This window comes from Vibrio sp. NFR, from assembly GCF_027587095.1.
GTDB lineage: Bacteria > Pseudomonadota > Gammaproteobacteria > Enterobacterales > Vibrionaceae > Vibrio > Vibrio harveyi.
Genome location: NZ_JAPPTN010000001.1, coordinates 574,676 through 589,110, shown reverse-complemented (window position 1 = coordinate 589,110; position 14,435 = coordinate 574,676). Strand labels below are relative to the sequence as shown.

The 14,435-nt window shown below is 43.9% G+C and carries 14 protein-coding genes; 5 read left to right on the top strand and 9 right to left on the bottom strand.

What is annotated here, in order from left to right; all coding sequences use genetic code 11:
- Positions 1–70: 70 nt before the first annotated feature.
- Together OH463_RS02645 and OH463_RS02640 are read right to left on the bottom strand one after the other, a co-directional pair.
- A complete protein-coding gene (locus tag OH463_RS02645) occupies positions 71–1,366 on the bottom strand; it encodes an LssY C-terminal domain-containing protein (RefSeq protein WP_009698140.1) in 1,296 nt (431 codons plus the stop codon).
- Positions 1,367–1,380: 14 nt separating this feature from the next.
- Positions 1,381–2,115 (bottom strand): glycosyltransferase family 2 protein, encoded by a 735-nt coding sequence (locus OH463_RS02640; protein ID WP_005450620.1) that lies wholly within the window; start codon positions 2,113–2,115, stop codon positions 1,381–1,383.
- A gap of 422 nt (positions 2,116–2,537) precedes the next feature.
- Here OH463_RS02640 and rplY point away from each other — a divergent pair, with 422 nt between their 5' ends.
- The gene (rplY, locus tag OH463_RS02635) at positions 2,538–2,816 is read left to right on the top strand and encodes a 50S ribosomal protein L25 (protein WP_005450622.1); all 279 of its coding nucleotides are present in this window, start codon (positions 2,538–2,540) and stop codon (positions 2,814–2,816) included.
- 224 nt (positions 2,817–3,040) lie between these two features.
- Here rplY and OH463_RS02630 read toward each other — a convergent pair whose 3' ends face one another.
- Positions 3,041–3,556: a GNAT family N-acetyltransferase gene (locus tag OH463_RS02630; protein WP_005450623.1), complete on the bottom strand. Its 516-nt coding sequence runs from the start codon at positions 3,554–3,556 to the stop codon at positions 3,041–3,043.
- A gap of 15 nt (positions 3,557–3,571) precedes the next feature.
- The gene (locus OH463_RS02625; protein WP_269990433.1) at positions 3,572–4,276 is read right to left on the bottom strand and encodes a GNAT family N-acetyltransferase; all 705 of its coding nucleotides are present in this window, start codon (positions 4,274–4,276) and stop codon (positions 3,572–3,574) included.
- Between the two features lie 349 nt (positions 4,277–4,625).
- Here OH463_RS02625 and ushA point away from each other — a divergent pair, with 349 nt between their 5' ends.
- Complete coding sequence (gene ushA / locus OH463_RS02620) at positions 4,626–6,341, top strand: bifunctional UDP-sugar hydrolase/5'-nucleotidase UshA (protein ID WP_222325598.1); 1,716 nt, start codon at positions 4,626–4,628, stop codon at positions 6,339–6,341.
- A 445-nt stretch (positions 6,342–6,786) separates the two neighbouring features.
- Positions 6,787–7,008: a hypothetical protein gene (locus tag OH463_RS02615; RefSeq protein ID WP_047513633.1), complete on the top strand. Its 222-nt coding sequence runs from the start codon at positions 6,787–6,789 to the stop codon at positions 7,006–7,008.
- Between the two features lie 117 nt (positions 7,009–7,125).
- On the opposite strand, the gene OH463_RS02610 is transcribed toward OH463_RS02615, so the two are convergent.
- Positions 7,126–7,374: a DUF1289 domain-containing protein gene (locus OH463_RS02610; protein ID WP_269990430.1), complete on the bottom strand. Its 249-nt coding sequence runs from the start codon at positions 7,372–7,374 to the stop codon at positions 7,126–7,128.
- Positions 7,375–7,594: 220 nt separating this feature from the next.
- Here OH463_RS02610 and OH463_RS02605 point away from each other — a divergent pair, with 220 nt between their 5' ends.
- Complete coding sequence (locus tag OH463_RS02605; RefSeq protein ID WP_005450631.1) at positions 7,595–8,038, top strand: META domain-containing protein; 444 nt, start codon at positions 7,595–7,597, stop codon at positions 8,036–8,038.
- 76 nt (positions 8,039–8,114) lie between these two features.
- Here the strand turns inward: OH463_RS02605 and OH463_RS02600 are convergent, their stop codons facing one another.
- The 4 genes from OH463_RS02600 to OH463_RS02585 form a co-directional block, all read right to left on the bottom strand.
- Complete coding sequence (locus OH463_RS02600) at positions 8,115–9,605, bottom strand: SulP family inorganic anion transporter (protein ID WP_269990429.1); 1,491 nt, start codon at positions 9,603–9,605, stop codon at positions 8,115–8,117.
- A 322-nt stretch (positions 9,606–9,927) separates the two neighbouring features.
- Entirely contained in the window at positions 9,928–10,596 is a 669-nt protein-coding gene (locus tag OH463_RS02595; protein WP_005450635.1) for a hypothetical protein, read from the bottom strand.
- A gap of 156 nt (positions 10,597–10,752) precedes the next feature.
- Positions 10,753–11,349 (bottom strand): response regulator transcription factor, encoded by a 597-nt coding sequence (locus OH463_RS02590; protein WP_050902894.1) that lies wholly within the window; start codon positions 11,347–11,349, stop codon positions 10,753–10,755.
- On the bottom strand, positions 11,339–13,144 hold the full coding sequence (locus tag OH463_RS02585) for a sensor histidine kinase (protein ID WP_269990428.1): 1,806 nt from the start codon (positions 13,142–13,144) through the stop codon (positions 11,339–11,341). The genes OH463_RS02590 and OH463_RS02585 overlap by 11 nt, the downstream gene beginning before the upstream one ends.
- Before the next feature lie 301 nt (positions 13,145–13,445).
- Between OH463_RS02585 and OH463_RS02580 the strand changes: the two genes are divergently transcribed.
- Complete coding sequence (locus OH463_RS02580) at positions 13,446–14,429, top strand: sulfurtransferase (protein WP_050938054.1); 984 nt, start codon at positions 13,446–13,448, stop codon at positions 14,427–14,429.
- Positions 14,430–14,435 lie beyond the last annotated feature (6 nt).

The following is a 14,435-nucleotide window of genomic DNA, read 5'->3' as shown; positions in this document are numbered from 1 at the left end:
GGCACTTATCGATTTATTCGCTAGGTGCCATTTTTATATACCCAAGTAACCTCAAGATGCTTGGGTATATCTAAATAGCGCTTTGATTGGGTAAGTTTAATGCTAGCGATGGTTCACTAATCAACAGTACATTCCCATCCGAATAATAGTCGTGCTTACTATCCATTGCGACAGGTTGCGCTAACGAATGTAACTCTCCGACTAGCGCTAAATGACTGACTTCAATTTGATTCGCTAGACGGTCTCTTTCGCTGTCCACATTAGGATCTATTCGATGCAACACCGTCACAATACCCGAGTAATGCGCCAACTTGAGACCGTCATCGTAACTAATCGCTCCGACCCAAATCGGTTGACCAGACTTTGATTCTAACCCTGCTTGCCACCAGCGAACATGAGAGCGTTTTAACAAACTTCCGGGCTCTTGGAATGCCATCGACTGTGGCTTGCCATTCCAAAACAAATCAGAAACGGGCGGCAGCTTCTGCTTCAATAAGCTCACATAGTCTGCCAATTCAATGTCGTTTCTTGAAAAGGTTTGATTCTCTAGCCAGCCGAGCTCTTGCATTAGGCTTCGCGGGGATTCTCCGACGTACACCAAGTTGACTGCCTGAGCGTCAAACACATTCGAGCGCCCCGGATAAACCTTAAAGCCGATATCATTAAGGACTATCGATTGATTTTCAGTAACGCCGGGTTGTTCAATATTGTCATCTGCTAGATAGAAAAAGTGTCCATAATTCGCAGCAACTAAACATAACACTAAAGCCGTTAGGGATTTTGTCCATTTACGTGACCAGTTTTTCTTCCAAGCCACAAGAGCGAATACAGAAGCGATGAGTACTGAGGCAATAAGAAGCTTATGCTCAACAAGGATGAACTTTATGGAATCAAGTGGAATCCATGTGTTAAGACCCGCAGCAAGCAAATACCCAGCAACGACAAATTGCCCAACACCAAGTATCAATCCAATTGATGAACAGACAGTAAAACGCTTCCAACTAACATTCGCAGTACCCGCCATAAATGGCACGACCCAAGCAACAGGTCCGAGTAAGCGTGCAAAGATCAAAATGGCATTGCCGCGTTTTTTCATCAACAAACGACAACGAGCGATTGGACGCCTTGTCTTGGCTTGCCAACGAATCAGCTTCTTCTGTGCTTTAGAGCCAGAACGCTTACCAATAAAGTAACTGAGTTGATCGCCAACCCAACCGCCCAACAAAACGGCGACAACGCCCCAAATCACACCTTGGTGCAATTGATAGCCCGCAGCGAGCAAAAACGGCTCGCCCGGGACAAAGAGATTAGGTCCAATCGTCGCATCCAGAAATGCTCCGAAAAACAGACTGATTGCTTCCAGCATGCAGCCTCCGACGATTACGAATGTTGATCTTTGTAGTGACCGAATTTGTATTCCATTTCGTTGTTACGCATCTCGCCAAAGAAGAATCGACGTACATTGGCTTTGAAATAGGTCATGCCCATCTTAAAGAAGCCGTCTTGCTCAAGGCGGCGCGGATCGAATTCAAACGTCATCGGTAAGAAGCGGAAACGCCATGTTTTAGAAGCGCGTTTTACGTAATCACAATCTTCGCAAAGTGTAATAGACTCATCAAAGCCGTTGATCTCTTTGTGTGCGCGTTTGGTAGAGAAAATACAAGCACCTACCGCCGTTGGGAATGTGTACTGAGTAATAAACAATCCCGCGTTAAACATGCCATAACCCAACTTATGTGCCATTGGCAGATTTTTTGAGCCCATGTAAACACCAGCAACTTCCAACTTCGCATCCTCAAGCTTACTCATTGCACGGCTCAGAAAATCACTTGGTAAGCGCACGTCCGCATCTAAGAAAAGAATACGTTCATACTTCGCCAGTTCTGCACCTGTATTACGACCTAAGCTGACACCACGCGTATCCATGCGGTGCACTGTCAGTTCTGGCAATGAGCTTTCGTAAGCTTGTGCAACTTCACGTGTCGAATCTTCGCTGTTCGAATCCACCACGATCACTTCAAAGTTCTGGTGAGTTTGTTTGGTTAAGTCTTCAAGTAGTCGACCAATACGTTTTTCTTCATTGAGGGTAATAATCACGATACTGATAGGATTCATAATGTGCTCCATTGAGGTTGTCCGTTTATGTACGATGGAGAATAGAACCGACTGACTTAACGGTTACTGAGGTCAACATTCATTTTGCGTTCATTTTGTGAATAACAGATGTCGTTAATGAATGAATTAACTTGGAAAGAGGATTGAGTCCTAGGCAAATAAAAACGTACTGACAAAAAGCCAAATAGGTTAAAATCAGCGCAATGCGGACAAAGTTTTGCCGACACCACAAAACAGACACTCTTCTTGACGAAGAATTACTGGCTTTTTGGTGATTTAGGTACAATTTTGGTTGCTGAATGTAGAGCAGGATGATAGTATCCGCGCTCGCTTGAACAGTTCCTGTTTCAAGCTTTACTACGAACACAAGGTCGCATTGTGTTTGTAAAGTTTTATTTTTTACTAATTTGAGAGTAAATACTATGAAATTCGAAGCAGTAGTACGTACTGAACTAGGTAAAGGTGCGAGCCGCCGCCTACGTCACGCTGGCAAATTCCCTGCAGTTGTATACGGCGGTGAAGAAGCAGCAGTTGCTATCGTTCTTAACCACGACGACATCGTTAACCAAATGGACAAGCCTGAGTTCTACGAAGGTATCGTTCTAGTGATCGACGGCGCTGAAGTTAAAGTTAAGCCACAAGACGTTCAACGTCACGCTTACAAGCCAAAAGTTGAGCACATGGACTTCATCCGTATCTAATTCCCTACCAAGGAATTAACGGATAAAATCCAAACCTTTTGCATAAAGATTATCGGACTTACCAACCGAGACATCTAAAAAATTTCAAAACCCCGGAGACTTACCACCTCCGGGGTTTTACTATTTAGAACAGAAGTAAATCTCCCCTACTCTTTTCTCAATTCTCTTTTCATTACCGATAGTGCTTTTCTGCAAACACCGCATTAAACACTCTCACCAGTAAGTTATGTTCGTGCTATGTACTTCACCAGCGTCACGTCGTTGAGCGTCATATCATCGATAACCTCCGACTCTTCCTCTCCAGATCGCACAAAGCCACACTTCTTATAGAAATTAAGCCCTTGTTTATTGGTGTCTAACGCCTTAAGGCTAATTTGCATCACTGGTGTCGAGAGTAAACGAGTTTCTAATTCATCAATCAGAGCACTGCCAGCGCCCTGCCCGAAGTATAAAGGCGAAACATAGCAACAAGTAACCGTTGCCGTCTTGTCTTCGCTGGTGTGATCAGGCAGTTCATAACTTAGAAAGCCCACGATCTCTTTCTGTTTCTCAACAACAATGAGATTGGCCAGTTGCTCCGTCATTACTCGCGTCCACATACGCTCTCGACGTTCTCGAGTAAATTGGTCAATGTAACTCTGCGGCATTAATCCTCGGTAAGCGACTTGCCATGAATCAACGTGTATTTTGGCGATCTGATCCGCTTCATCTCTCACTGCATTTCTAACTGTATATCCCATTGCTTGCCTTTCTCATTACTCCGGAGTAAACACTCTTTGACGACTGTACGCTTCAAACCCCAAAGACTGGCTGAGCCTTATTGAAGGCGTATTTTCACTATTTACTCGATACCTAATTTTGCGCTGCCTCGACTTCACTTCATTGATTAAATGACTGAGCAGGCGTTTTCCATACCCTTTTCCTCTTGCTTCAGGAGAAACCAATATGGATAAAGACTCAAACGGCTCTTTCCCTTTATAACAATAAGAAGCAAGCACAGCGACCAGCTCATTTTTGTCAAATATGCCGTAAAAAAAATGGCTATCGAGGTCAAAGTCCGCTTTAAGGATATCTTCTTCGCTCATTCGGCTGACAAAAGATTCAAGTAATTCGAGATCAGATTCGATCGAGAGAGGAATTATCCCATCGTCTTTGTTGACGTTGTCGTCATTAAATAAATAGTAGTCGACATCATCATATTCACAGAACATTTGTTTATTATTGAGTTTTCTCTCCAGCTCACTTGGCTGAAAATGTTTAATTCGTTCCCATAATTTAGGGGGACAAGATATAAACGTAACGGCGTCTGATTGATATAAAAATACAGCGCAAAGATCGGAGAACTTTTGCCAATAGTGAGGGTCATAAGAATAGCCATTGTACAAATTACAGCTCACACTGAACTGCTTTTGCCATGAGCAATCGATTTCCGCGGCAAGTGCGGTTGTTTTTTTGAGCATCCTTACTCCTCAACACAGCGTACAGAAAAATCTTAACTATTTGTTTCGTAGAGAGTAAGAAGACATTAATCTGGCAAAATAATCACCAAAGTTTGCTCCATATCTCACCAAAATGCGTATTGATTCACATTAGTAAATTGAAATCAATTAAGCGACTCACAAATTTAATTAGTAAAAACATTAAATCCTTTCTAAATACGGTTTCTGTTTATTTGTCGACGCGGTTTGCAGCCCTGTTATTTCCTGTATTCAACAAAACTGTAAATAAGATATAGATCACTAAAGTTTCACATTATTTCCGTATATTTCACGCCGTAATAAAATCAAAATCACAAAGAAAGGATCCCTTATGAAGTTTTACAAATCCCTTTTGGTACTTTCAGTCGGCGCTGCGCTAGCAGGATGTGGCTCAGACAGCGACAACTCTCCAGTCACTTGTGACACTGCAGATTCATGTACTAAGTTCACTGTTCTTCACACAAACGATAACCACGGTCGTTTCTGGGAAAACAGCAAAGGTGAGTACGGCATGGCTGCACGTAAAACACTGATTGAGTCTATTCGTGCTGAAGTAGCAGCAAATGGTGGCGAGTCTATCCTACTGTCTGGTGGCGACATCAACACAGGTGTACCAGAGTCAGACATGCAGAACGCTGTGCCAGACTTCGTAGGTATGAACCTTCTGGGTTACGACGCAATGGCTGTGGGTAACCACGAATTTGATAACGCTCTAGATGTTCTAGATATGCAAGCTGAGCTAGCTGATTTCCCAATGCTAGCAGCAAACATCTACAAAAAAGATGCGGACGGAAAAGTAACTGATGAACGTTACTTCGCTCCTTATAAAGTCTTCACGATTAACGGTCTGAAAATTGCGGTTATCGGTCTTACTACTGAAGATACAGCAAAACTTGTAAACCCAGACAACGTAAAAGACATCTACTTCCAGGATCCTCAAGTTGAAATCCAAAAAGTGCTGGGCGAGATCGAAGCTAACGAGAAAGTCGACCTAGTATTCGCAACAACACATATGGGTCACTACCAAAATGGTCAAAGTGGTAGCGAAGCGCCTGGTGATGTTCAACTAGCACGTTCTCTAAAAGAAGGTGAACTAGACGCTATCATCGGCGGCCACTCGCAAAACCCAGTATGTATGGAGCCAGGTACGAACAACTACGCGGACTTCAAACCAGGTGATGAGTGTACACCAGATCAGCAAAATGGCACTTACATCATGCAAGCGCATGAGTGGGGTAAATACGTAGGTCGTGCAGATTTCGAATACTACGATGGCAAGCTTCACCTAGCGAACTACGCACTGATTCCAGTAAACCTAAAAGCGAAAGATGAAAATGGTGATTACCAATTCATTCAAAACCAAATTAAACCTGATGCAACAGTAAAAGCGCTGCTTCTACCATACCAACAACAAGGTCAAGATTTGCTGGACGAAGTAATCTCAAACACAGACGGCAAGCTTGAAGGCGACCGTAATGTTGTCCGTTCACAACAAACTAACCTTGGTCACCTACTGGGTAAAGCATACCGCACGAACAAGCTAGTGAATGCTGACTTTGGCGTAATGAACTCAGGCGGTGTACGTGATTCTATCCAGAAAGGTGATGTCACTTACCGCGATGTTCTAACAGTTCAACCTTTTGGTAACTTTGTAACAAAAGCAACCATGACTGGTGAAGAGGTTAAAGCTTACCTAGACGTTGTAGCAACAAAATCTGCTGGCTCTGGTGCATACGCTCAACTAGACAACATCACGCTATCAGTTAACTGTGATGCGAAAGACGTAACGATTACAGACATCAACGGTAAAGGCTTTGATCCAAAAGCTGAGTACACTTTCTCTGTAATTAGCTTTAGTGCAGCGGGTGGCGATAATTACCCAATCATCGATGTTAAATCAACCCAGCAAACAGATGCAGCTATACTGCGTGAGTTCTTCGTTAATAACCCTCAGATTTCTGCGGCAGATTTCGATAAGAACTTGGGTAACATTGAGTACTTGAGCAACGGCCAATCAGTGAAAGGCTGTCCTGCTTCAGGTAGCTAATTTACTTCATTCTTGTCTACACTTAGACATTGACAGCCATTCGGTTGCATAACAACTGAGATAAGGCGTGTCAGACTGACTCTAAGACCAACCGGAGCCCAAGTGGCTCCGGTTTTTTTATTTGCGCTAAATCTCTGATAAAACGCCACCTTCACAAATCGTTCAAAAAATGTTCATTTACGTTGTTGACGACCATGTGTAGGGCTTCTATGTTTGATAAGGTCTTTCGAATATGAAGATTCATCAACTGTGTTTGAACAATTAACTTTTATTCACACAGTCAATGATTCTGAGAAAGATGCGAATGGCGTTACAAACACTGCTCTCAAACAATTTGTCTCTCAGACTTCAAACGAAGGCGATGGGCTTCTACGCTCCCGCCAATGAGCAGCGATCTGAACGCCAATGTGTTCAAACTGCTGCCATCGAGTTCTGGAGGTCAAAAATGAAACGAGCCAGCAACAGCTATAGACTGCAGATAATTAAAGAAGTGGTCACTCGCAGAGAGCGTGAAGCATGTACTGATCCAATGGCAAGATACATTCATCAAATGATGGATGAATTACCCACCAGTAAATTAGACGTGGAACAAAATCACCGCTTTTCCGGTAGTCACTTCGACGAACAAGCAGGAGGCTGGGTAAGCGACCAATGGTCTTTAAAGTAACGCCAAGTGCTCATCACTTTGAGCACGAAAATGGATAGGAGCTTCCCGGCTCTTATGGATAAGTAGTTCAGACTGGGCCGGGAATAGTTAGTCATAAGTAATAAAGCGTAAACAACACTAAAACAAATCCTGTTGCGGGGATGAGTCATCTTGAGGCAGTTCTGCTTTCCCCTTCCTTGCTAGCACCTTTCTTCTGTACCTCTGACGACACAGCTTAATCACGTGCAACTGTTGTGCAGGAGTAAAACTCAGCCAATTAAACCGCTCTTCTCGTTTACGCATGCATCCCTTGCAATAGCCCTTTTCGTCAGAAGTGCACACTCCGACACAAGGACTTGGGACGGTAAAAAACTCCAGTTGCTCCATGCTCAACCCGTTCTTTGGTTATCTCATCAAGACCCGATTCACTTATAGTCGAATAACTGTAAGAAATTTCGAAGTTTTCGCTGAATTTTAGTACCTGGAATGGGATCTCTGTTATAAAATACGCCGTGTTTAAAAACATACGAAACCATAACCGTATGCTGACAAAAACACTGTTTTATTACCTATACTTACCACGTTTTCTAAAAACGGAGTCAATGAAATGAAGCTTAGCCTAAAAACGTTAGTAGCAGCAATCTCACTTCCAGTTCTAATGACTGCATGCGCTAGCAACGGTGACAATGTGAAAGAAATTACGGCTCAAGATCTACAGCACCACAACTGGCAGCTGGTTCAAATCGATGGCAAAAACATCGCAGCAGAAGAACGCCAAGCACCTCGCTTAGAAATTGGTGAAAACCTAACAGCGAACGGTAATGCAGGTTGTAACAACTTCTTCGGTCAAGCTGAACTAAAAGATAACCAACTACGCATCGAGAAAATGGGCATGACCATGAAGATGTGTATGGAAGACCAAATGAAGATTGAAAAAGTAATGTCTGAAACGCTTTCTGATTGGAGCGACATTACTCTGACTAACGATGGCCTAGTGCTGAAAAACGCAGATCACGAACTAACGTTCACACTGCGTGACTGGGTAAACTAATCCCACATTTGTTTCTGAGACAATAAGTCTCTGAAAGAATCTCTAAAAAAGCAGCCCTTTGGCTGCTTTTTTGTTTCTAATGCCCCATACCTTGCTTAGCCAGCTTTTCAGGATCATCATAAACCGCGTGGCGATCTATCATATCCAAGGTTGCTTCATTCATTCCGGTTACAGCAACAATAGAGCCGCCTTTACGAAACTTAATGATGGCTTTATCCAAAGCTGATATTGCTGTGATATCCCAAAAATGCGCATCGGATAAATCAATTGTGATGTATCGCGTCGCATTATCGAAATCAAACATATCAGTGAAACTATAGGCGGAAGCGAAAAAGATTTGCCCATGAACTTTGTGAATCGTATGGTCGTTATCAACAATGACTTCATCCGAAACCTTCATTAAAGTCCGGCTCTGATTCACATAAAAGACACACGCTAATAAAACGCCCACCAGCACACCAATAGCAAGATTGTGGGTGGCAACAACCGAAATCACCGTCGATAGCATGATAAGGTTTGTCGATAAACTGTGTTTACGCATTTCTGCAATGGAGTGCCACGAGAAAGTACTTATCGCAACCATGATCATCACAGCAACGAGCGCCGCCATTGGGATTTGCTTGAGGTAATCCCCCAAGAACACCACCATGATCAGCAAAAACACACCGGAGCAAAGCGTCGATAAACGTGTTCGACCGCCAGACTGGATATTGATCATCGACTGACCAATCATTGCGCATCCTGCCATACCGCCAAACAGCGATGCGACCATATTCGCAATCCCCTGTCCTTTGCACTCGTCGTTTTTCTCACTCTCTGTATCCGTCAACTCATCGACGATAGATGCGGTCATCAGTGATTCAAGGACACCGACAATGGCGAGAGCTAATGAATAAGGGAAAATGATTTGGAGTGTTTCAATGTTGAAGGGAATATCGGGAATCATGAATACGGGAAGCGAATCGGGTAACTGCCCCATATCGCCAACAGTACGAATATCGATATCAAACATCAACGCAATCACTGTCACCGTGATAATGCATACCAAAGGGGACGGTAGCATTTTTCCGATTTTCGGCACATATGGAAACAAATAGATGATGGCTAGTCCTAAAACGGTCAATGCATAAACGGACCAAGAAACGTTCGTCAGTTCAGGCAGTTGCGCCAAAAAGATTAAAATTGCCAACGCATTTACAAATCCAGTCATAATGGACTTAGACACAAAACGCATTAAATCCCCTAGCCTTAAGTAGCCAATCAATAACTGCAGTACACCAGCGAAAAACGACGCAGCGAGCAAATATTGCAGACCATAATCTTTAACTAAGGTGGTCATCAATAGCGCCATCGCTCCGGTTGCCGCGGAAATCATTCCGGACCTTGAGCCAGTAAACGCAATCACGACACAGATGGAAAACGAGGCATACAAACCCACTTTGGGGTCGAGTCCTGCGATGATAGAGAATGCAATAGCTTCTGGAATAAGTGCCAGTGCTACAACAACTCCTGATAAACAATCTCCTTTAACGTTGTTAAACCAAGTATCTTTTGTAAATTTAAACATAAATCTCTCATAAACGTATTGCCTTAGTTGGTGCATTGCGCACGGTGAAGGGAGTGATGCAAACGCATCTGAGAGATCGTTCTAGGGCGGACTAATGAGCAAAAAGCACCTTCCTTATTCGTCAATTGAAACGTCACGGTTTTTCTCGATAAGAGCCAGTCAAAAACAAAACCAGCCTCATCGAAGGTGTGCTTTATATCACTTTAAAAATGTAATTTGTAATAAATTCTTACAAAACCAAGTAAATTTGCCTACAAGTAACCATAAAAAAGCGCCTCTAAAAGGAGGCGCTTCTTCATTCATAACATCTACTTAAGTGACTTCAAAATGACTGCTGAGAATAAGATTGTCCATCAAAACCACTTAATTGCTCGTACGCTTTAGACAAAATAGCAATACCGATGATGGTCACTAGGAAGCTTAATAAACTCATTAGGATTGGCAGTTGTAAATACGCCAGAGGTGATATTGCGATACCACACAGAAGCGGTACCAAGATCACCACCCCCATCATGTACCATGTGTACCCTTTGGTTAAGTTCCATGCATAAGGGAATGACACACCTTTACCAATAGCAATGGCGGGAAACACCAACACCAATCGGCAACAGATCACACCAAGTGCGAACAGTACAATTGCGGCAAGCGCAACGTTAATCATCGCAAAGATGGCGGCAACGGCGACTACTGCAACTGTCATCACCAAGTAATGACCGATGAACCACATTTCGATCTTACCAAGGGTGAAACGCCCCCACTGAGGGACAGATTGAGGACCTTTAAGGATAATACTGTGCACATTAATCGCGACGATCGCAGACAATAGCGCCATCAAGATTTGTACGAAGATAGCAGCACCATCGCCTTCACTTGCACCTAAAAGGAGATCAAGAATAACAGAAAAGAGAATCGGTAAAGCGGTCGCTTTCGCAATCGCTTGTTTATGCGTGTTTAGTGAAGCAAAGGCACTTTTAACGGTATCGACAAACATAGTTAGGTTCTAGCCAAGATTAAGATTCATTTCATTTTGGGTACTGATGTTATCTTCCTGATACCGGTTGAGCAAACCTTTCCCAAAATATCATTAGGTTACAGTGATTAATTCGACCTAAATAGCTCAGTTCGTTGCCCCAAGAACATAAATCAATTAGATCAAATGCCCGACTTTGCGAATCAATACTGCAAGGCTTTCTGCTTCAAGTTTTTTCATCACATTAGAGCGATGTACCTCAATTGTTCTTAGAGAAACACACAACAAATCGGCCATCTCTTGGTTTTTCATCCCCTTGACTACCAATCCAAGTACTTCTTTCTCGCGCTTGGTGAGATTCTGTAATACCTGTTTCGCACTCAACTTTTCACCGTTTTTTAATGACTGCGCCATAGCATTATCCACTGCAACCACAAGCGCGTTTCCATCAACAGGCTTTTGAAAGAAATCTAATGCGCCATCTTTTAGTGCATCGACAGCCATAGGTATGTCGCCATGACCAGTTAGGTAAATCACGCTGATCGGGCTGAATTTCTCATTCATTACATGATGGACATCTTGTCCCCGCATCTCGGGCATACGGCTATCAAGCAAAACACAACCCGGAGCCGACAATTCAGCGTTGTTGAGAAAATCTATCCCACTAGAAAAAGCTTCAACCTCGTAACCATAACTTTCCAACATAAACGCCATGGATTCTAATACTGGCTCTTCATCATCAACGATGTAGAGTGGACAAAGGTTACGACTCATAACAAGCCTCCTGATACGGTAAAACAATGGTCACCTGACACCCAGTGGGCTCTATGGACCTAAATTGCATGCTGCCTTGGTGCGCATCGAGTACATCACGACATATTGCCAGACCTAGCCCTAATCCATTTTCCTTCGTGGTGTAGAAAGCTTGGTCCAATGGCGTACTTTCTTCTTCAATTCCAATGCCGTTGTCCGTCACGTCAATGATGACCATCTCATCACAGAAGCTCACGTGCAGATCCACGTACAAATATCTACGTTTCGGCGAATGGCTCAAACACGCATCTTTGGCGTTATTTAAAACATTGAGAATGACCTGCTGCAAACCTGTCACATCTGCAAAGACTTTTTGCGGCTCACCAGAGTAAAGCACGCCAAGTTGGATTCGATGACGTTGGAATTCGTAATCCACCAGCTTCATCGCTTCTTCAATCAAACAAGGTAGATCCACCCAGTTTTTTTCAATCGGTGTTTTGTTTATCAAGCTACGAAGGCGCTGAATGATGTCGCTTGCAGAAGTCACCTGTTGCTGGATTTTATCGAGGATTGGCGCCATTTCTTCGGCAGTCGCGCCATGTTCCATGCGCATTTTCGCCCCTTGACTGTAGTTTTTGATTGCTGCCAATGGTTGATTAATTTCATGCGCAATACTGCTACCAAGTTCACCGACAATGGTGATACGTTGGGCATGCTCCAACATTGAGCTCTTACGGCGTAAGTCGTTCATGGTGGTTTTTAACGTTTCACGACTACGTTGAAACTTCCATTCCAACCAGAAGTGATATCCCGTCAATAGCAGCAAAGTCAGTAACGACGCCATTGCGATCGCTTGGTTCTTATGCAGCCATTCTTGTGCTTTTTGTCCCCAAGATTTTTGCAACGGATGCATGTCTAAGTGCTTGTAGACTTTATCAACGTTGATGCTCGGCGCAGGCAACATCCAGCCAACGTTGTTCGCCGCAACGGCTGCTGGATGATCTTCTGGCATTGCGAAAAGGGTTTGCGCCACCATTTGCCCCACATCCGTCGGCGCTCGCTCTGTCATAGCCATGGTCCAGTTTGGATACAGTGGCGTGCTCACCGCACAAACAGAATCAGCAGGACGCTTCTCATTCAATACACGTAAGCTGTGCAGTTGAATACGCCCCTCCTTCGCCATGTTCTCTAGAGTACATGCAGGGACGATCGCGACATCGAGATCGTTCTTGATCACGTCCAATATCAACTGGTCAGTTGGTGGACCAGTAAAATGAATTTTTTCGAAGAAAGAGGAATTGAAATAGCCGAGCTTATCGAGCTCATAACGCAGCGCGAGAAAGCCACCAAAGGCTTTTTCCGATACCGCCGCGACATTAGCTTTATTAATGTCACGCAGCGTTTTATAAGGCGACTCTTCACGCACCACTACCACCGAAGCAATCGACTTATTTGGTAGGTTGCTATAGGCAGTTTTTTGCGTTGCTAACCAGTTGATTGGGTATTCACGTGCCAACTTAGTCGCCTGCCCTGGACTAGTCAGAATGAAGTCAAGCCAACCGTGCAAAAATGCATCTTCAAGTTGGTCGAAATCGTAAGTATGTAGGTTGAATTGATAGCCAGGATTCTGAGTCTCCAACCAATCCAAAGTTGGTTGCCACGCTTCACGAGCATGTGCGTGTCCACGCAGCGCTAAAACGCCAACATCGTAGTCTTTTCTCGGTACTTTTTGATCATTAGCAGAGGCAAAAGAGGTAAAGAAAAAGGAGAGAGCAAAAATGAAAAGAATTAACTTTTGAGAATAATTATCAATCACTTATGAAATACTACCAAAACTCGGTTGTGGCACATTTTAGCACCACTTCCCCCTTCTACTTTGTTGCTTTAGATCAATCCCACATCATTATTGTGGGAAACCACAATATCGTCATTTAAACGATTTCCTCAGAATGCCTTACCCATAAAGGGGTAGAGCGCATTTCCGCTTTTTTTAAGCCATGAACACCAAAAATGATTAAGAAACGTTCATGTCAGCACTGCCCCATCAAAAGCATTCTATCTGTCGAAACATCAAGGATTCGGCAGCAAAACTTTAAATTAAAATATGGAAGCAACTCATGAAAAAATCGACGATTGCGTTGGGTGTGTTAGCAGCTGTCACAGCGGTTGGCTACTCAGCTTACAATACGATGTTCTCAGCTGAGGCTGTGATTGTGGATGCCGCTGCTCAAGAGCAGAAATTCGCTGAATATGCTCATCCTGAGCACTTCATTTCGGCACAACAACTTAAGTCGCTGATGGACGGCGACAAAGATGTGGTTGTGATCGGTGCGCTAAACCCTATCAAACCAGATAGTCCTATTTCTGGCTCTTACACTATGTGGCGTAACGATTACTCGGCGGCTGATGGTCAATACGACTTCGGTGGTATGAGCAATAACACCGAAGAAATGGAGACCATTCTGGGCAGCTTCGGCGCAACAGCTGACAGCACAATCGTGGTTTACGCAGCAGGCTCTCACCACGATGCCGCTCGCCTTTACTGGCAAATCCATAACCTTGGTCATCAAGACGTTCGTTACCTAGACGGTGGCTTGAACGCTTGGATGGGCGCTGGTTACCCAACTGGCTCTGCAAACCCAAGCGTTGCCGCAGTTGAATACAAAGCACCGAACACAAAACAAGACAACAACACGCTAGCGACACTGGATATGGTTATCGCAGCGCAAAACAACCCTGATTGGGTGATCCTAGATACTCGCGGCAACGACGAGTTCAACGGCGACGTTGCAGTTTCTGGTGCGTACGGTCCGGGTACTATCCCAAGTAGTGTTCACATTAACTGGACCAAAGCGTTAAACGCAGACACAACGCTGAAATCTGCACAAGAACTGCAAGCTCTTTATGGCGACATCATCAAAGGTAAAAAAGTGATCGCTTATTGCCAATCCGGTGTTCGTTCTGCCCACACCACCATGATTCTTACTGAAGTACTTGGCGCAGAAGGCGTCTACAACTATGACGGTTCATGGATCGAGTACAGCCATGCTCACTATGAGCAGAAAAACCCTGAAGTGAACGTTATCAACGGCAAGAGCTAATCAACA